Here is a 19573-nt window from a genome sequence, read left to right on the forward strand (position 1 = left end):
GTACTGCACCTGGCAAGTTTCGGCAGGAGCCGGCGTGGGTTCTGAGCGGCCACCCGGCGAACGCATGTTTCAGCCCCTTATGGTTCGCACGGCAACTGTGGCCGCAAAATCCGCTCGAAAAAACGCCTTGGTCCTCTGCAAGCGAGGCGCCTTACGGGTTTCCGGCAAGCGTCGGCAAAGCCGGTAAAAACCTGCCAGACTGATCGTTGATCGTCGTAACAGGCCGGCGCTTGCCGCCCTCTGGATATGCCACACCGCGCCCCCATCTGTGCCAACATGACTTCGGCCTCGACATCCGCCACCGCCTTAGGCGCGCGCTCTGATTCTTCGGGCTTCGACCCGGTATTGCAAGCGGGTCCAGATGCCGCTTCGGATCACGCTTCTAACCCCGCTTCCAACCCCGCTTCCAACCCCATTTCTAACCCCGCTTCTAACCCCGCTTCTAACCCTTTACCGGCTAGCGCGCTGGAAAACTTCCATCCGGCGGTCGCCGGCTGGTTCCTGAAGACCTTCCCTGCCCCCACCGACGCCCAGGCTGCCGCCTGGCCGCAGATTCGCCGTGGGCGCTCAACCCTGGTCGCCGCGCCCACCGGTTCGGGCAAAACCCTCACCGCCTTCCTGTCTGCGCTCGACGAACTGGTCCACCAAGGCCTTGCCAACGGCGGCGTCCTGCCCGACGAAACCCTGGTGGTCTACGTCTCGCCACTGAAAGCACTCTCCAACGACATCCGCCTCAATCTGGAAGTGCCGTTGCAGGGCATCGCCGCGGAACTCGACGCGCGCGGCCTGCCGCCGCTCGGCATCCGCACCGCAGTGCGCACCGGCGACACCACGCAGCAGGAACGCAACGCGCTGAAAAAACGCGCGCCGCATATTCTCGTGACCACGCCGGAATCGCTGTACGTCCTGCTCGGCTCGGATTCCGGCCGCCGCATGCTGTCGACGGTGCGCACGGTGATCGTCGACGAAATACATGCGCTCGCCGGCAGCAAGCGCGGCAGTCACCTGGCGCTCAGCCTCGAACGGCTCGACGCGCTGTGTCAGCGGCGCTTGCCGCGGATCGGCCTGTCGGCGACGCAAAAGCCGGTCAGCGCTGTAGCGCGCTTTCTGGTGGGCGGCGCGAGCATCGAAAGCGGTATTCCCGCAGACTGCGCGATCGTCGACGTGGGGCACATCCGCGAGCGCGATCTCGCGTTGGAGATTCCGCCCGTGCCGCTCGAAGCGGTCATGCCCAACGAAGTGTGGGAGCGCGTCTACGACCGGCTCGCCGAACTGGTGGCGATGCATCGCACCACACTGATCTTCGTCAACACGCGCCGCATGGCCGAACGCGCTGCGCGCCATCTGACCGAGCGTCTGGGCAAGGACGTGGTCGCCGCGCATCACGGCAGCCTCGCCAAAGAGCATCGTTTCGACGCCGAGCAGCGCCTGAAACGCGGCGAGTTGCGGGTGCTGATCGCCACCGCCTCGCTGGAACTGGGCATCGATATCGGCGACGTCGATCTGGTCTGCCAGATGGGTTCGCCGCGCGCGATCGCGCCATTTTTGCAACGCGTAGGGCGCTCGGGCCACCATGTCGGCGGCATGCCCAAGGGCCGGCTTTTTCCGGCCTCGCGCGACGATCTGATCGAATGCGCGGCGCTGCTCGACTGTGTGCGGCGTGGCGAACTCGACGCGTTACGGATTCCGCGCGCACCGCTCGACGTGCTCGCCCAACAGATCGTGGCCGAAGTATCGAGCGCCGAATGGGGCGAAGACGCATTGTTCGAGATGATGCGGCGCGCAGCCCCCTACGCCGGCCTCGAACGCGAGCAATACGACGCCGTGCTGCGCATGCTGGCCGTTGGCTATACGAGCCGCAACGGCCCGCGCGGCGCCTATATTCATCGCGACGTGGTGAGCGGCACCTTGCGTGGCCGGCGCGGTGGCAAACTGGTCGCCGTGACGTCAGGTGGCACGATTCCCGAGAACGCCGACTATGCGGTGGTGCTTGAACCGCAGGCGATCAATATCGGCACCGTCAACGAAGATTTCGCCGTCGAGAGTCTGGCCGGCGATGTGTTTCAACTCGGCAACGCGTCATATCGGATTTTGCGGATCGAGAGCGGCCGTGTGCGGGTCGAGGACGCGCAGGGGCAACCGCCGAATATTCCGTTCTGGCTCGGCGAGGCGCCGGGGCGCAGCGATGAACTGTCGTTCGGCGTCGCGCGCTTGCGTGAGCAGATTGGGCACCTGCTCGATGGGAAGGAGGCCGATGCCGACGTCATGACCGCGCGCCTCCAACGCGCAACCGACTGGCTGATCGACACCCTCGATCTCGACGAAGCCGCCGCCCGCCAGATCGTCGACTATCTCGCCCGCGCACGCGCCGTGCTCAGTGTGCTGCCCACGCAAAACACGCTCGTGATGGAGCGCTTCTTCGACGAATCGGGCGGCACGCAACTCGTGATCCATGCGCCGTTCGGCAGCCGCGTGAACCGCGCGTGGGGCCTCGCGTTGCGCAAGCGTTTTTGCCGGACCTTCAACTTCGAACTGCAAGCCGCCGCCACCGAAGACGCAATCGTGCTCTCGCTGACTGGCAGCCATTCGGTCGTACTCGATGAAGTGTGGCGCTACCTGCATTCGAACAGCGCCGAGCATCTGCTGATCCAGGCGCTGCTCGACGCGCCGCTCTTCGGCGTGCGCTGGCGCTGGAACGCGACCATCGCGCTCGGCCTGCCGCGTTACACCGGCGGGCGCAAGACCCCGCCGCAATTGCAGCGCATGCGTAGCGAAGATCTGCTGGCGAGCGTGTTTCCCGAGCAGGCTGCGTGTCTGGAGAACATCGTCGGCGAGCGCGAACTTCCGCATCATCCGTTAGTGGACCAAACCGTCGACGACTGCCTGCACGAAGCGATGGACAGCGCAAGCTGGGTGGCTTTACTGCGCCGCATCGAACAGGGCGACGTGCAGCTGATCGCCCGCGATTTGCCGGCGCCCTCGCCGCTTGCCGCCGAAATCCTCAACGCCAGGCCGTACGCCTATCTCGACGACGCACCGATCGAAGAGCGCCGCACGCAAGCCGTGCTGAATCGCCGCTGGACCGATCCGTCGAGCGCCGACGACCTCGGCGCGCTCGACGCCGATGCGATCGACAGCGTGCGCGACGAAGCGTGGCCGCAGGCGCGCACCGTCGACGAGATGCACGAAGCGCTGACCGGCCTCGCCTGCATCACCGATGCCGACGCGCGCAACGATGAAGGTTGGCCGGCATGGCTCGCGTCGCTCGCCGAATCAGGCCGCGCGACCCGCCTGCGGATCTCTGCCGGCGACGCGCTGTGGCTGCCCGCCGAGCGCCTGACCTGTTTCCAGGCCCTCTATCCGGCCGCCCCGTTTGAACCACCGCTCACCGCGCCGAAGGGCTACGCCGACACCTGGAGCGCCGACGACGCCCTGCTCGACGTGCTGCGCGCCCGGCTGACCGGCTTCGGCCCGCTGCCGGTGCGCGCGATTGCAGAGGCACTGAGCTTGCCCGTGGCATCCATTGAACAAACGTTGACGCGTCTCGAAGCGGAAGGCTACGTGATGCGCGGCCGCTTCTCGCCGGGCGCCACCGAAGAAGAATGGTGCGAGCGTCATTTGCTTGCGCGGATCCACCGCTACACAGTGAAACGCTTGCGACGCGAGATCGAGCCGGTGGAGCGGCATGACTTCATGCGCTTTCTATTCGAGTGGCAGCATTTGACGCCGGACACACGCAGCGACGGACGCGACGCACTGGCCGCCGTGCTCGACCAGCTGGAGGGTTTTCAGGCCGCGGCGGGCGCATGGGAAGAAGACATTTTGCCGGCACGCGTAAAGGCGTACGCGAACATTTCGCTAGACGAACTATGCCGTACCGGCAAGATCGTCTGGACCCGTCTGACCGAGCGGTCCCGCAGCGCTGCGGGACCGGTGCGCAGCACGCCGATCGTGCTGTTGCCCCGCGCTCAGGTGCGCGTATGGAGCGCGCTGATCGACCCGTCGAGACAAGCGGAGCTATCGGCTCGCGCGCAGAGCGTCCATGACACGTTATCGCAACATGGCGCAATGTTCTTCGACGAATTGCGGACCGAAACAGGCGGATTGCGCATGGAACTGGAGAACGCGCTGGGCGAGCTGGTTGCAGCCGGCCTCGTGAATTCCGACAGTTTCGCCGGCTTGCGGGCGTTGTTGAAACCCGTCGCCAAACGCAGTGCTTATCGTGCTAACGCGAGCAGCCGGCGTGTCCGGCCGAGCGCATTGATCGGAGGAATGGACGACGCGGGGCGCTGGGCCTTGGTCAACCGGCGGCCCGTTGCGGGCGCAGCGGAAACCTCGCCGGCGCGCCGTCAGCAGTTCGCCCCCGACGTACTCGAACATGTCGCGATGACTTTGCTGCGCCGTTATGGCGTGGTGTTCTGGCGTTTGCTCGAACGCGAGGCCGAATGGTTGCCGCCGTGGCGAGATCTGTTGCGCGTGTTTCAGCGGCTCGAAGCGCGCGGCATGGTTCGCGGCGGGCGATTTGTGAACGGCCTCGCCGGGGAACAATTTGCGTTACCGGAAGCAATTCCGTTATTGCGGGAGGTTCGCCGGCATGCGAACGATAGTGCTTTTGTGTGTGTCGCCGGGACCGATCCTTTGAATCTTGCCGGCACGTTGCTGGTCGGCGAACGGGTGCCTGCGGTTGCGGGGAATCGGGTTTTGTATTGCGATGGTGTGGTTGTCGCGACACTTGTAGCAGGGGCTTTCTGGTTCGCCGCCCCCGTGGAAGCGATTCCCGCGGAGCGTGAGCGCGCCCGGAGCATGCTGACCAGGCGGTTCTGAGGCAATTTTGAGGCGTTTTCGACGCTCCGCGCCGGCGCGCGCCCGAAACAAACGCCTAAAGCCGAAGACCATCGTGACCGTTAATGTTTATGGGCCCGAACGTCAGCCGCTTCGCTACAATGAGGCCAGTCTTTAAGTATGATGAAGACTGTTTGCCGCCAACCTGCCTTTACGGTGGGGCCTATCGGCACACATCGCCCGGGGATCTCATGAACGACGACCAACACGACCAGGTGCTTTATGCCCAGTTCGGCACAAGCAGCCCTTGCTGGCGTCTGTCGAACGACAGCAACGCATTGGAACTCACGCCTGTCACCGGCGACGTGCCGGCCAATGTCGCCATTCCGCTGAATCCCCAGCAGGCCACGCAAATCCGTTGCCTCACCGGCATCACCTCGCACCTCGTCCTCGACGTGCGGCTGTTCGGCGAACCGCTGCGCCTGCACCTCGTCGGCAAAAAACTTGCCAGCAATGCGTGGGCCGGCACCGCCTCGGCCTATGACGACACGGAATCCGTCGCGCGCGACCTGGTCCACGGTCTCTCTTTCGCCGAACAGGTCGTCTCCGAAGTCAATTCGGTCGTAGTCATCGTCGACAGGCATGGTCGTATACAACGCTTCAACCGTCTCGCCGAGGAACTCACCGGCGTCAAGGAAGAAGACATCGTCGGCCGCAATGTGTGGGCGCTGTTCATGACCACCGAATCCGGTGCGGCATCGAGCCAGAACATCACCGGTTTCTTCAATCGCGGCGTCTCGTACGAAGTCGAGCGGCGCGTGAAAACCCTCCACGGCGAACGGCTCTTTCTGTTCCGCAACAAATTTGTCCACAGCGGCAGCGGCGTCGAAGAACAGTTTCTGATCTGCTCGGGCACCGACATCACCGAAGAGCGGCTCGCGCAGGAACGGCTCACTGAACTGGCGAACACCGATTCGCTCACCGGCCTCGCCAATCGCAACGCGATCAAGGACAAGATCAGTACCGCGATCGAAGAAGCCGACCCAGGCGAATCGGTCGGCGTGCTGTTCCTCGATCTCGACAACTTCAAGAAGGTCAACGACCACTACGGCCACGTCTTCGGCGACCGGCTGATCCGCGACGTGTCGGCGGCCATCAGCACCTGCCTGAACGAAGGCGATGCGCTCGCGCGCCTCGGCGGCGACGAGTTCATCGTGCTCGCCGCCAAAGGCACCGCCCACGATCTCGAAGCCACCGCGCAGCGCATTCTCGAACGCCTGCGCACGCCGTTCAGCCTGGGGCTCGTCGAGGTCTACACCGGCTGCTCGATCGGGATCGCGCGGTATCCGGAACACGGCGACGGCCTCGAATCGCTGATCCGTTCCGCGGACACGGCGATGTACGTTGCCAAAGATGAAGGCAAGCGCACCTATCGCGTGTTCTCGCCCGACATGGACCGCAAGGTCGCCGAGTACATGTGGCTCGACACCAATCTGCGGCGCGGCCTCGAAGAGGGCCAGCTGACGCTGCACTATCAACCCAAGCTCGTGCTCGCCACCGGCGCGGTGCAGGGCGTGGAGGCGCTGGTACGCTGGAACTCGCCGGAGCGCGGGCAGATCATGCCGGCCGAGTTCATCCGCTATGCGGAAGAATCCGGGCTAATCGGCGTGCTCGGCCGCTGGGTCATGGAAACGGCGGCCAAACAGGCCGCCAAATGGAAGGCGGACGGCTACGACCTGCGCGTCGCGATCAACGTGTCGGCACGGCAGCTGGTCGATACAGCCGTGGTGCGGCATTTCAGCGAAGCGCTGCAGCGCGCGAATCTCGACCCCTGCCTGATCGACCTGGAGCTCACGGAGAGCTGCCTGATCGAGGACGAAGCGGCTGCGATCGATCTGATCAAGCAGTTCCGCCAGCTCGGCGCTCAGGTTCATCTGGACGACTTCGGCACCGGCTACTCGTCGCTCTCGCAGTTGGGCCGCATTCCGCTCGACGTCATCAAACTCGACCGCAGTTTCGTCCGCTCGATCAACGTCGACACCAAAGCGCAAGCACTGGTGCGCTCGATGGTGGTGGTCGCACAGGAACTGAATTTCAAGGTGGTCGCCGAAGGGATCGAAACCGAATCGGAAGAGATGTTCATGAAGGGGCTGGGCGTCGACTACGTGCAGGGCTTCCTGTATGGCCAGGCCATGCCGGCCGCGGAATTCGAACGCTGGCTGCAGGATCGACAGAAGCTCAGACTGATTGCCTGAGCTTGCGCGCGCCCCCGAAGACGAAAGAAGTCCCCTTGGGGGGCGGCCCGAAGAAAGTCCCCCGCCCCGAAGGAAGTCCCCTTGGGGGATTGGGGGATTGGGGGCCGCCCGCTGCGGCTCGACGCCGTCAAGACCCAGATTGGTTCAGGCGAAATTGGCCGCGCTGGAGGCGGTCTGGCGCAGGTTCGAAGTACGGCGGTTTTGCAGCATCACCAGCCGCTCCATGAAGGCGAGGTCCTTCTCCTCGATCGTGAAGGCTGCGTCCACCCAATCCTCGGTAATCTCCATCAGCTCGGCGCGCGAGAGTTGCAGCACGCGCTGACGCGCCCGCAGCATCGCGCGGATGCCGTTCATCTTCGGCCTGAGCGTGTCGATAAAAGTACGCGTCGCCATATAGGCGTCGCCTGGCTCGAACAACTGGTCGACCAGCCCCCTGCCGAAGTGCCATTCGGCCGTATGCGATTCGCCCATGCCGATCAACTCCTCGGCCAGACGCATGCCCGCCTTGCGCGCGACCAGCGAATAGCCGCCCATGCCCGGGAACAGATTGAACGCGATCTCCGGAAAGCCCATGCGCGCATCGTTTTGCGCCAGCAGGAAATGGTGCGCCAGTGCCGCCTCAAAGCCCCCTCCAAGCGCCGTACCCTCAACCATCGCGATCGAAATCGCCCCCGTATCGAAGCCGCGTGCCGCCGCGTGCACGCAATCGACGCAGGCTCGCGCATACGCCATCAACGCCTGACGCTTGCCCGAGCGGATCGAGTCAGCAAAAAAATCGAGGTCGCCCCCGACGTTGAACATGCTCGGAATCAACGAGCCTGTCACCCAGAAGTCGATCGGCAAGCCGGACTCTCGTGCTGCCTGCGCGAGACCCAGAATGTCATGCACCAGATCGAGATTGAAACAGGGCCGCGGCTGCGCCCGCAGCATCATCCACATGATGTTGCGGCCTTCTTCGTAATAAGCGGAGACTTGCGACAAATTGCCGGCCTCGAGGAACGGGCGGCAGGCGTGGTGATTATGTAGATTCATTTTGATCGGTCCTTTTAAGGTTAAACACTGGTATTGCAATGCGAGCCTAAAGCAGACCGGAATCGGATGGGAGCGGGATAAGCAACAGATGAATGCAACGCGCGCGCGAAGCCTTGCCAGACGGCGCGTCGCGGGACGGTATGCCGCGGGTCGAGAGATGCTGCGAACGCAAATGCTAGCGCACCGAAGACCGGCGAAATTTGCCCGCAAATGGGCATGTCGCCGCCATCGATTAGCGAACCAGCAAAGCTTGAATTTCTTGCCGGATTTGAAAGAAAAAGAAATAGTCTTCGATTAGGCAATGCAATCGAAAATAGAGCTTGCCGACGGTTGTTTTCTATTTGTGGGCTAACAGACGGTGTATTCAGGTGTATTCAATTTGCATATTCAAACGCGGGCGCCCCAGAGCGCCCGCTGATTCACCTGCAACTCACCCGCAACGCTGTTGCAGGAAACGTCAAGGCGACACGCTCGTCAAGGCGCCGCGGCGATCACCTGCGCAACGGCCGCGGTCAGCTTCTTGCCGTACGGCACATGCAGGAACTCGTTCGGTCCGTGTGCGTTCGACTTCGGCCCAAGCACGCCGCACACCATGAACTGCGACTTCGGGAAGCCCGATTTCAGCACGTTCATCAACGGAATCGTGCCGCCCTGCCCCATATACGCAACGTCCGCGCCGTAATGCGCGCGCGACGCATCGTTAAGCGCGGTGGCGAGCCACGGGGCGAGATCGGGCGCACTCCAGCCGCTCGCCGCGCCCGCATCCGGCTTGAAGGTGACTTTGGCGTTGTAAGGCGGGTCGAATTCGAGCAGCGCCTTCAGTTCGGCGACGGCCTTTTCCGCTTCGATCAGCGGCGGCAGGCGCAGCGATAGCTTGAACGCCGTGCGCGGGCGCAGCACGTTGCCGGCGTCGGCGAGCGCGGGCAAGCCGGCCGCACCGGTCACCGACAACGACGGACGCCACGTCGAGTTGAGCAAGGCTTCTTGCGGATCGGTGGTGGTAGGCAGCACCTGACGGCCGTCCTGCCCGCAGGCCCATGGTAGCTTCTTCCAGACATCGTCGCCGAGAATCCGGGCGGTTGCTTCCGCTTCGCGCAACCGGTCCGCGGGGATCTGGACATGAAACCCCTTCGGCAACAGCGTGCCGTTGGCGGAGTCTTCGAGACGGTCGAACAGTTGCCGCATGATGCGGAAGCTCGACGGCGCGATGCCGCCGTAACCGCCCGAGTGAATGCCTTCGTCGAGCACCTGGACTTCTAGGTCGCCGGCGACCAGCCCGCGCAACGACGTAGTGAGCCACAGTTGATCGTAGTTGCCCGCCCCCGAGTCGAGACACACGACGAGACCGACTTTGCCGAGCCGTTCGCGCAACGCGTCGACATACGGCAGCAGATCGTAGCTGCCCGATTCCTCGCAGGTTTCGATCAGACCGACACAGCGCGGACGCTCGATGCCTTGCGCGTCCAGCGCGGCCAGTGCCGTGAGGCTCGCGTAGATCGCGTAGCCGTCGTCGGCGCCGCCTCGGCCATATAGCTTGTCGTTTTCGAGCTTCGGCGTCCAGGGGCCGAGGTCGTTGCGCCAGCCGTCGAATTCAGGCTGCTTGTCGAGGTGGCCGTACAGCACGATGGTTTCTTCGCTGCCCGATCGGGTTGCGGCCGTTTCGAAGAAAATCACCGGCGTGCGGCCCGGCAAGCGGACCACTTCAAGTTTCAGGCCGCGCACGGGTTGCTGCTCGGCCCATTGCGCCGCGTCGGTAATGACGCGTTCAAGGTAGCCATGCTTGACCCAATCGGGATCGAATGCCGGACTCTTGGCCGGCACCGCGATGTAGTCCGTGAGCGCAGGCACGATCTCGTCGTTCCATTTGCGGTCTACGAATTCGCGTAGCGTGTCCTGGTTGATGCGCTGAGTCTGCTGTGTCGTGTCGTCGGAGATCATGGTGGCGGTCCGTGGCGGTTCTGTTCAGTCAAAACGTGCATGATAGTCCTGATGCGCGATGTGCTGAACCCCTCGCCGTACAGGCAGGCTGACAGCGAACGTTTCCAGCGACGCTGCGCAAAGCCAACAATCGCGCGACAATCGCGGCATACATCGCGTCTTGGGGAGCCTGGCTATGGGGGGCAACGTTGTGGTTCAGGCCATCGCAGCGGTGCTCGCGCTGGTGCTGTATTTTCTGCCGAGTATTCTCGCGGACCGGCGCAAGCGTCATGACGTGCTCACACTGGCGCTCTTCAATGCGTGCCTCGGCTGGACCGGCTTTGGCTGGCTGCTCGCGCTCTACTGGGCGTTGCAGCCGAACCCGCCGAAGAACGTGGCAGGTGAAATCGTAGAGACACGAAAGACCGTGGGGATGCGGGCGTTTTCCTCGGCGCTCCTGATGCGCGTGCAGAGGCGTGCTACGGCGCGTGACCGAAGGGAGAAATAACGGGAGGAAATAATCAGGCCGCGCGGCGGCCCATTTTGCCCCACACCACCAAGCCAGCAGGAATCGAGCGCGGCTCGGCTCGCACGCTCTCGTGCGCGAACATCTCGCGGCGCAGTTCGCCCTGTTCGTCGAACCACTCGCAAATCAGCCAGTCACCAGGATTGAGCGCCACCGGTCCCGCATACGTCACCGTCATGCGCGGGCCGCCGTCCTTCAGCGTGACAACGTCGCCGACATTGAAGCGTGCGGCTGGCGGTGTTTCGAATACGTCGATGGTAGCGGTCAGCATATTCAATCCCCTACGGAACCCGTTGAGCGGAATTAAGTCATCGCATCGTGCTGTGCAACATAGAACCTGCCGAAAGAAAACTCTAAAAAGTTTGCCAAGATTAACAATCGAAATTAATAACGGCAAGTGCTTTTTATTGATACCGTTTTCACCGGCACTGGAATAGCTTTGCCAAGCCGGCGAGTGCCGTAAAACCGGGAAAACCCGGTAGAACAGCGCCAGGCCACCTTCTGTGCGGCACCGCACGATAGTAGGATTTACAGCAGCAAACCCGATCCGCAGGTAGAAAATGCGGTCTCCATTTGTCATATCTAAACTGCCGCCGAGAAACCCCATTCGGGTTTATTCCAATTGTCGCGCAAACGGAATTACCTGTGAACGGAAAACTTATCGATAAATGCACCCACTTCAAAACCGGTTTTGTTTTAACGTGCACAATCGTTTTCTGCGGGCGCCGCTGAAAACGATTACCCGCCCGCTATTTTCAAACCCGCCATCGTTCGTCACCCGCCCGGTTGTTTGCCCCACTTCTGCGCGGCGGCCGTGAAGAGCTGGTTGATCTCATTGCCGCTGGCGGCCTCTTTCGTGTAGTTGAAGGTGCCGTGATCGCGCATTTCATGCGCCGCGCGGAGAAACGCGCCCAACGCCGCACGCGCCAGCGAGCCGCCTACACTGACACGCCGCACACCTAGCGAGCGCAAGTCGTCGAACCCGAGCAGCACGCCCTGCAACCCCATCAGCACATTGACCGGCCGGTCGAGCGCGCCGACCACGGCGGCGATCTCCTCGCGCGTCTTCAGGCCTGGCGCGTAAAGCACATCCGCGCCAGCCTCCTGATAAGCCTGCAGGCGCCGGATCGTATCGTCGAGATCGGGCCGGCCCACCAGATAGTTCTCGGCGCGCGCCGTCAGCGTGAACGGAAACGGCAGCGTGCGCGCCGCAACGGCCGCCGCGCGCACGCGCTCCACGGCGGCTTCGAATGGATAAATCGGTTCGTCCGCGCGGCCGGTCGCATCCTCGATCGAACCACCGACCACGCCCGCCGCCGCAGCCTGCACGATCGTTTCGGCGCAGTCTTCCGGGGCATCGCCAAAACCATTTTCCAGATCGGCGCTGACCGGCAAATCGGTCGCCCCCGCGATTTCGGCGAGGTGCACCATCATCTGCGCGCGGCCGATGGCGTTATCCGGCAGGCCGCGCGAAAACGCATAGCCTGCGCTGCTGGTGGCGAGCGCCTTGAAGCCGGACAGCGCGAGCAGCCGCGCGGTGCCGATGTCCCACGGATTCGGGATGATGAAGGCCTCGCCCGCTGCGTGATATGACTGGAATTGCCGTGCTTTTTCGGTTTGCGTTGTCATTGACGGTCCCGTGGGCGACGGCGACCGGCGTGCCGCGCCCACGCGCGGCCGGATCGTCGTCAGGTTCGTTAATTGGAAAATGCGTGGCTAATAGGCGGTTAATAGGCGGCTAATGAGTGACAAACGAGGGAAATGAATGGAAAGCGGCGACCGGCGGCCTGGTTACCCCAGCCAGCCGGCTCCGCATGGGTCTGCAGTGCACAAGCCTCGGGCTCAGGTTTCGAGCTTCGCGTCCATCGTAATGGTGGCGTTCAGCACCTTGGACACCGGGCAGCCCGCCTTGGCGTCCGCGGTGGCCTTCTCGAAAGCGGCTTTGTCGCCGCCGGGGATTTTCACCGCCACGTCGAGATGTACCGCGGTGATCGTAAAGCCGCCGCCGTCCTTGTCGAGCGTGACGGTTGCCGTAGTGCCGATACGTTCAGGTGTGATGCCGGCCTTGCTCAGTTCCGCCGACAGTGCCATCGAGAAACAACCCGCGTGCGCGGCCGCAATCAGTTCTTCCGGATTCGTGCCGATGCCGTCCGCGAAGCGTGTGGCAAACGAGTATTGAGTATCCTTGAGGACGCCGCTGTCGGTGGAAATCGAGCCCTTGCCGTCTTGCAGGCCGCCTTGCCAGACTGCTGATGCCTTGCGCTTCATCGCTCTCTCCTGTTTGTGCCCTGCTTCGCGCCGCTCCTCAACCCTACGTGATGCCGCCCGCAACGGCCCAGCCCGGATTTCGTGGTGTCGGCATCGGTCGCGAGTGCCCCAAAGGAGATGCCCTTCGGGGCGTGCCGCGCGGCGCGAGAGGCGCAGGCGTGGACCGAACTTCATCATAGGCGCTTCCGTGTGCCAATGTCGTGACGATGCCGGCGTACGGTTCGATGATGCGCGCGGAGCGAAACCAGGCTGCTCCGGCCTACTCGGCGAACGGCAAGCTCTCCTGTCCCATTGCGCGCATGTCGAACACGTTCAGCGTCATCGCCACGAGGGCGTAGTAGCCGAGCAGGCCGACCAGGTTGATCACCACCTGATGGCCGAAGCGCCCGACCGCCTTCGCATAAGTGGCATCCGAGACGCGCCTGGTGTCGTACAGTTCGCTCGCGAAGTCGTGGATCAAGGCGTCATCGGCGTCCGCGAAGGGCGGGCGATGACCCTGACGGATCGCCTCGGCATCCGCTTCGGCCACGCCGGCTTCCAGGGCGATCGGATAGTGGATATGCCACTCGGCCTGCGCCTGCCAGCGCGCCGCGGTCACCAGAATCGCCAGCTCCGACAAACGCAGCGGCAAGCCGGTCCGATAGCGGCAGAACGCGCCGAGCCGCTGCGCCTGCTGCGCCAGCTCCGGACTATGAATCCAGCCCAGAAACGGTCCGTTCAGATTGCCGCGTGGACCCGACAGGATCTCGTCGAGCACGGCCTTCTGTTCGGGCGTGGCATCGGACAGTTCGAAGTGAGGCAAACGCTCGCTCATCGCAGATCTCGCAGAAATGGAAAGGGTGTCAGATGGCGGTCAGCGCGCCTTCGATCGCATCCGTCAGACGATTGACGATCTCGTCGATGTCGCGTGCGGTGCAGATAAACGGCGGCGCCAGCAGCACATGATCGCCGATCTTGCCGTCGACCGTGCCGCCCATCGGATACACCATCAAGCCACGCGCGAACGCCTCGCGCCGGATCGCCGCGTGCAGTTTCTGCTTCGCGTCGAACGGCGTTTTGGCGATGCGGTCCTGCACCAGTTCGACGCCGACAAAGAGGCCTCGCCCGCGGACGTCGCCGATATGCGGATGTTGCGCATAGTGCTCGCGCAGCCGGCCGCGCAACTGCTCGCCGCGCGCCTGCACGTTCGGCAGAAGATGGTCGTCGGCAATCACGCGTTGCACTTCGAGCGCCGCGGCGCAGGCGGTGGCATGGCCAATATAGGTATGCCCGTGCTGAAAGAAGCCCGAGCCGCCAACGATCGTCTGGTAAATCCGCTCGCTCACCAGCGTCGCGCCGATCGGCTGATAGCCGGCGCCGAGCCCCTTGGCGATGGTCAGCAGGTCCGGCGCGACGCCGTCTTCCTCGCACGCGTACAGGTAGCCCGTGCGGCCCATGCCCGACATGATTTCGTCGAGAATCAGCAATACGCCGTAGCGATCGCACACCGCGCGGATTTTGCGGAAATACTCGCGCACCGGCGGCACGGCGCCGGCCGTTGCGCCCACCACCGTTTCCGCCACGAATGCGGCCACCGTGTCGGCGCCGAGTTCAAGAATCTTCTGTTCGAGTTCATCTGCGAGACGCTGCGCGAACTGCTCTTCGGTCTCGTCCGCTCGCTGCTCGCGATACGCGTAACACGGGCTCACGTGATGCGCCTCGATCAGGATCGGCAGAAACGGCTCGCGCCGCCACGCATTGCCGCCGATCGCGAGCGCCCCCAGCGTGTTGCCGTGATAGCTCTGGCGACGCGCGATGAAATGACGGCGCTGCAACTCGCCCTTCTCGACGAAATATTGCCGCGCCAGTTTGAGCGCCGCCTCGATCGCTTCCGAGCCGCCCGAGACGAAGTACACATGTTCGAGCCCTTGCGGCGCGCTCGCCACCAGACGGTCAGCGAGTTCTTCCGCGGCCTGGGTGGTGAAGAACGACGTGTGCGCATACGGCAGTTGCTGCGCCTGACGCTTGATCGCGTCGATCACGCGCTGATTGCTATGGCCGAGGCACGAGACGGCCGCGCCACCCGAGGCATCGATATAGCGCTTGCCGGTGGAATCGACGATTTCGATACCGTCGCCGGCGACAGCCACCGGCAGTGACTGCTTCGGCGAGCGATGGAATACGGTGGACATGGTTTTCCCTTTCCTTTCTATGGGCGACGGCTGCTCAGGCGCGAGGCTGCAGATTGAACCTCAACCAGAGCGCAACGTTCGTGCAAAAAGGGATCGCCATCGTCATTCCCAGCCGGTAGCCGATGTCATACGGCTCACCGCTCACCTGAGACTCCAATCCTGCTTCGACGCCACGGCTCGCACCTATTCAACAAGCGGTACGCATTTATACGTCTAAACAACATTTGTTGTCAAACGGTACGAGAACGAAGCAAACGGAGCGACTCTGCTCCGCCGCGGATGCCTGCCTCGCTCAGAGCACGAACATCAAGGCACGTACGCGCCCTTGTCATGCAGCGATTGCTCGGCAATGCCGAGCTGCTCGACGGCGCCCGCCCCTTCCAGCGCGAGCAGATGCGCGACCAGCGATTCGGCAATCGCCGTGGCAGCCACCAGCGAAGGAAAGAACGACGGGCTTTCGTGCGAAAAAATCAGCACCTTATCGGCGTTCAACGCGATCGGCGAGACCGCGCTGTCCGTGATCGCGATCAGCTTGCTGCCCTTTTCCAGCGCGGCTTCGGCCACGCGTGCCGCTTCGACTGAATACGGCGCGAAACTGATGACGATGGTGGCGCTGTCACGCTCGAGCGTGCGCAACTGCATCTCGAGCGTGCCGGCTTCGCCGTTGAGCAGCGACACCGACGGGCGGAACAGCCGGTAGCCGTAGACAAGGCCGAACGCCACTGCATAACAGGAGCGAAAACCCGCGACATGCACATGCGGCGCGCGCCGCAACAGACGCGCCGTTTCCACGATCACGCGGCCGTTATGCGCGGCAGTGACGTCGAGATTGTGTTGTTGCGCGACCAGCAGGTCGTTGGCCAGCGCGTCTTTCGATTTGACGAGCGAGCGGGCGCGGCTCGCGAGCGGCTCGGGCCGCGTGCGCACGCGCGCGACGAACAGGTTGCGCAATTCGTTCCAGCCGGGGAAACCCAATTGCTGCGACAGGCGTACCAGCGAGGCCGGTTGCACCTGCGCCCGCTCGGCCACTTTGCGCATTGACGAGACCGCGACTTCGTCGGGATGATCGAGCAGGAACCCGGCTCCCATCTGGAACTGCGGACTCAGTTCGGAAAAGCGCGCCCGGATCAGGGCGGCGAGCTGGTCAAAACTGTCGGGCATGCGATGGTCCGGGTGAGCGGCCGATAAGGATGACAACAAATGTTACCACCCGGTGCATCGCATCCAACAGAACTTCCAGCGTGTTGGTGGCTTGCAAACGACTTCTGGCCTGCCGCAAACATTGTTGTCCCAGACAGTTAGCCTCGCATCAAGGCTTCGGCCTCGCTAGCGACTGGTCGACCATCGCATTGACCGACGCTCAACCGTTGAATTGTTGTGGAGCTTTCCGCATGAAATGTGAACGACCGCGACGTATCCGACCGGTATGGAAAGAACCTTTCCATCTGGGATTTCCGTCGATGGACTCCGCATTCACCTCGATGGTGAAGTCTTGGTATCGGTACAACCTATGCATCTCGCAAGTCCCCTGCGTCGCGCCTTCGTGAAAGGTCATCGGCCGGGTCTCTCTTTCAAATGCTCTAGCGCCTTGTCGTGGGCGCTAGAGCCATGACCTTTAGGGCCGTGCCCTTCTCGCCCCGGGCCGATTCTTAACCCATGTGCAGGCCACCGTTGAGCGAGAAATCCGCCCCAGTAGCGAAGCCCGCTTCGTCACTCGCAAGCCACGAGACAATCGAGGCAATCTCCGACGCCTCGCCTAGCCGACGCACAGGAATGCTCTGGACGATTGCATCCAGTACTTCGGGACGTACGGCACGAACCATATCGGTTCCGACGTACCCGGGTGAAACCGTATTCACCGTGATGCCCTTTGTCGCCACTTCCTGAGCAAGCGACATCGTGAAACCGTGGATGCCCGCCTTGGCAGTCGAGTAGTTGGTTTGACCGAACTGCCCTTTCTGTCCGTTCACCGACGAGATGTTGATGATTCGGCCCCACTCCTTGCTAACCATCCCCTCGATGACCTGTTTGGTCACGTTGAACAGGCTCGTCAGGTTCGTATCAATGACAGCGTTCCAGTTCTCCCGCGACATCTTGCGAAACACGCCGTCCCGCGTGATGCCGGCATTGTTCACCAGCACGTCAATCTCACCGACCTCTTTCTTCACCTTCGCGAAAGCGGCCTCTGTCGATTCCCAGTCCCCGACATTACCCTCCGAGGCAGTGAAGGAGAATCCAAGCTCGGCCTGCTCGGCTAACCATCGTTCCCGTCGCGACGAGTTGGGCCCGCATCCGGCCACGACCGTGAGTCCATCCTTATAGAGACGCTGACATATCAGCGTTCCAATACCACCCATGCCGCCAGTCACGTACGCAATTCGCTTTGCCATCTTCTGCTCTCAATTTCCGTAACGGTTAGTGAACTAAATTCTTGCAAGTGAAGCCGCAAAATATTTCCGCCGTAGCGAGTCCCGCTCACGAATATCGATCCATCTCATTCGACTGATTGGCCGGGGTCGTTGTGTTGCACCATTCTTTCACGGTGAGAGCGATTTGTCCTGTGAAAAAAAAGCGTGGCCGCATTCCCACCCCATTCTCGGGTTCATTACCTCGGTATAGCCAACGCATTTCCACAAGCAGTCCTCTGCGTTGCCCATTAAGTGCCAACCCACTTGGGGCAACACGTCGACGGCATCCCCGTTGGTCTAACGCGATGGCCGCTCAAAGCGACGGCTCCCCTGGCGCGCTGGTCGATTTTTATTCACGCAGCTTCCGTCATTTAACGTGCGTTAACTTTCCGCATCTGGACTCACTGGGGGACGCGATTCTCAAGAAGGCGGCCTAGGCGACCTGGGGTTGCCCCGTGCAAAGCCAGTGCACATCGAGATTGAGGATAGCGGCGAGACGCGTACAAGCGTTTAGCGGCGGAACCGTGATTCCGCGCAGCCAATACTGCACGTCGTCTTCACTCACGCCTAACCACTTCGCGGCCTGGGCCGAGCTGACGCCGGCCCGTTTAAATGCTCTGTCAAGGCGTGCGGCGAGAGCGTGCCTGAGGCGGTTGTCCCCGACGCTACGTTCGAGGTGGTCGATATTTTCGGTACTCCGGTTCATCTTGTTTGATGTCTCTCAGCTTATATTTTTATACAATTCAGCGCCAACTCACTCGTGGCATCGCATGAGGCTACACGTTCGTCATTACAGCTTCGTGACGCCATGTTGTGTCTCTCGTAACCCTGCAAGAGCACGACGCAGCAGGTACGTTGACCACCTCACTATTCCTCGGCCTGCACATTGGTGTCAAACGAAAAATAATTCGTAGGAAATCGCTGCACCACCTTAAGCCCCGTGCCTCCGTTTTATCGCCGGCAACTGTGCTCGAACGTATGGCCGATTTGAAACCGTCAGTACCTCGCAGGACGATTGAAAGAGCCTGCTCGGATTTCTCGGAATGGATTGTGCCAAAAGGGCGTGGTCGAAGGCGCTTCGCGCACGGAACGGTCTCGTTTGCAAGCTGTGACCGCGGCGCAGGACGGTTCATCATAGTTTCTGTATCGACGCGCGAGCAGCTTGCAACGCGCGCGGGCGTTCGACCGGCGAGTTGGCGGTGGCGTTCCAGCTGGCGAACTCGAGTTGGTGCACCAGCGGCAACGACTTGGCGCCTCGAATTCCGTCGCGCGGCAAAACGGTTTCGGCAGCCTGGCCGCCGCTTTTTTGCGGCGCCGCACAAGCCGAATCAAAACGTTTCGGCCGGATGCCAGACACGGCCCACTCTCACCAGGGTTTCTCCCTAAATAGCCCTTGCGCTTCAATGCCACCAAGGCATTCGGCGCCGCAGGCGCACGCCGCGCATCGTCAGCAGCCGATAAACGATTGACATCCGCGTGCGCAACCTTAGAATCGATTCTGCTGCACCGCACCAACGCTTCCTAACCTGTGGCTCGTCATCCGTGATTCCCTTCGTCGGTCTCCCGGACATTCGCCACTTCATCCCTAAGGAGTTAGTAATGAGCAGTCCTGTGCCCGAACAACTGATAGCCGCGCATAAAGCCGCCCTTGAGGCAACCTTTGGTGTCCTGACCAAAGGTTTCGAAGGCATTGAGAAGCTGGCTGAGCTGAACCTGCAAGCGGTCAAATCGACCGTTGCCAAAAATCAGGACATCATCGCCAAGGCGTTTTCGGCCAAAGACCCACAGGAGCTATACGCGCTGCAGACGCGTGAGGTACAACCCGCCACAGAAAAAGCGCAGTCGTACTGGCGACACGTCTACGAAATCATATCCGGTACCCAAGCCGAAATCGCCGCGATCGCTGAAGCTCAGTTCAAGCAGCACCAGCACAATGCACAAGCGTTATTCGACGGTCTCTCGAAGGACACCCCGGCAGGATTCGAGACCGCCTTGTCGGCATTGAAGGCATTCATCAAGACAACTAACGAGGCCTCCAGCGTGACATACGAAACGGCCAAAAAAGCGACGAAGCAAGCAGTAGCGATTGCCGAAAGCAATGTTAGCGCTGCGTCTTCCGCCTCGGCCAGGCGGACCGGACAGGTCGTTGTAGCAGTGGACGCCGTGGAGAAGTAGTAGCGTTTTCGATGTCGGCCACCGACGTCAAGTTCTTCA

The 19573-nt window shown here is 62.2% G+C and carries 14 protein-coding genes; 4 read left to right on the forward strand and 10 right to left on the reverse strand.

The genetic code is table 11. The features are described from left to right. The first annotated feature begins 276 nt into the window (after positions 1–276). Together P3T22_RS30285 and pdeR are read left to right on the forward strand one after the other, a co-directional pair. Entirely contained in the window at positions 277–4824 is a 4548-nt protein-coding gene (locus P3T22_RS30285) for a DEAD/DEAH box helicase (RefSeq protein ID WP_429326955.1), read from the forward strand. A gap of 209 nt (positions 4825–5033) precedes the next feature. Then, positions 5034–7037, forward strand: coding sequence for a cyclic di-GMP phosphodiesterase (pdeR, locus tag P3T22_RS30290; protein ID WP_429326956.1), 2004 nt, complete (start codon positions 5034–5036; stop codon positions 7035–7037). 144 nt (positions 7038–7181) lie between these two features. Here the strand turns inward: pdeR and P3T22_RS30295 are convergent, their stop codons facing one another. Then, positions 7182–8069, reverse strand: a complete 888-nt coding sequence (locus P3T22_RS30295) for a crotonase/enoyl-CoA hydratase family protein (RefSeq protein ID WP_063499283.1) — start codon at positions 8067–8069, stop codon at positions 7182–7184. Positions 8070–8543: 474 nt separating this feature from the next. Next, positions 8544–10007: a M20 family metallopeptidase gene (locus P3T22_RS30300; RefSeq protein ID WP_063499284.1), complete on the reverse strand. Its 1464-nt coding sequence runs from the start codon at positions 10005–10007 to the stop codon at positions 8544–8546. A gap of 175 nt (positions 10008–10182) precedes the next feature. Here P3T22_RS30300 and P3T22_RS30305 point away from each other — a divergent pair, with 175 nt between their 5' ends. Next, positions 10183–10494, forward strand: a complete 312-nt coding sequence (locus P3T22_RS30305; protein WP_429326957.1) for a superinfection immunity protein — start codon at positions 10183–10185, stop codon at positions 10492–10494. Positions 10495–10507: 13 nt separating this feature from the next. Here P3T22_RS30305 and P3T22_RS30310 read toward each other — a convergent pair whose 3' ends face one another. The 8 genes from P3T22_RS30310 to P3T22_RS30345 form a co-directional block, all read right to left on the reverse strand. Beyond that, positions 10508–10783, reverse strand: coding sequence for a YodC family protein (locus tag P3T22_RS30310; RefSeq protein WP_429326964.1), 276 nt, complete (start codon positions 10781–10783; stop codon positions 10508–10510). Between the two features lie 503 nt (positions 10784–11286). Beyond that, positions 11287–12141 (reverse strand): isocitrate lyase/PEP mutase family protein, encoded by an 855-nt coding sequence (locus P3T22_RS30315; RefSeq protein ID WP_063499287.1) that lies wholly within the window; start codon positions 12139–12141, stop codon positions 11287–11289. Between the two features lie 213 nt (positions 12142–12354). After that, positions 12355–12780: an OsmC family protein gene (locus P3T22_RS30320; protein ID WP_063499288.1), complete on the reverse strand. Its 426-nt coding sequence runs from the start codon at positions 12778–12780 to the stop codon at positions 12355–12357. Positions 12781–13039: 259 nt separating this feature from the next. Then, positions 13040–13594 carry a carboxymuconolactone decarboxylase family protein gene (locus P3T22_RS30325; RefSeq protein ID WP_429326958.1) on the reverse strand — a complete coding sequence of 185 codons (555 nt, stop codon included), beginning with the start codon at positions 13592–13594 and terminating at the stop codon, positions 13040–13042. A gap of 28 nt (positions 13595–13622) precedes the next feature. Continuing rightward, positions 13623–14951 (reverse strand): aspartate aminotransferase family protein, encoded by a 1329-nt coding sequence (locus P3T22_RS30330; RefSeq protein ID WP_429326959.1) that lies wholly within the window; start codon positions 14949–14951, stop codon positions 13623–13625. 306 nt (positions 14952–15257) lie between these two features. Beyond that, a complete protein-coding gene (locus P3T22_RS30335) occupies positions 15258–16112 on the reverse strand; it encodes a MurR/RpiR family transcriptional regulator (protein WP_429326960.1) in 855 nt (284 codons plus the stop codon). 488 nt (positions 16113–16600) lie between these two features. After that, positions 16601–17341, reverse strand: coding sequence for a 3-ketoacyl-ACP reductase (locus P3T22_RS30340; RefSeq protein WP_063499292.1), 741 nt, complete (start codon positions 17339–17341; stop codon positions 16601–16603). A 451-nt stretch (positions 17342–17792) separates the two neighbouring features. Further along, the gene (locus tag P3T22_RS30345) at positions 17793–18065 is read right to left on the reverse strand and encodes a helix-turn-helix domain-containing protein (RefSeq protein ID WP_063499293.1); all 273 of its coding nucleotides are present in this window, start codon (positions 18063–18065) and stop codon (positions 17793–17795) included. An 893-nt stretch (positions 18066–18958) separates the two neighbouring features. Here P3T22_RS30345 and phaP point away from each other — a divergent pair. Next, a complete protein-coding gene (gene phaP / locus P3T22_RS30350) occupies positions 18959–19534 on the forward strand; it encodes a TIGR01841 family phasin (protein ID WP_063499295.1) in 576 nt (191 codons plus the stop codon). The last annotated feature ends 39 nt before the right edge of the window (positions 19535–19573 follow it).

This window comes from Paraburkholderia sp. GAS348 (assembly GCF_050434205.1).
Taxonomy (GTDB): domain Bacteria; phylum Pseudomonadota; class Gammaproteobacteria; order Burkholderiales; family Burkholderiaceae; genus Paraburkholderia.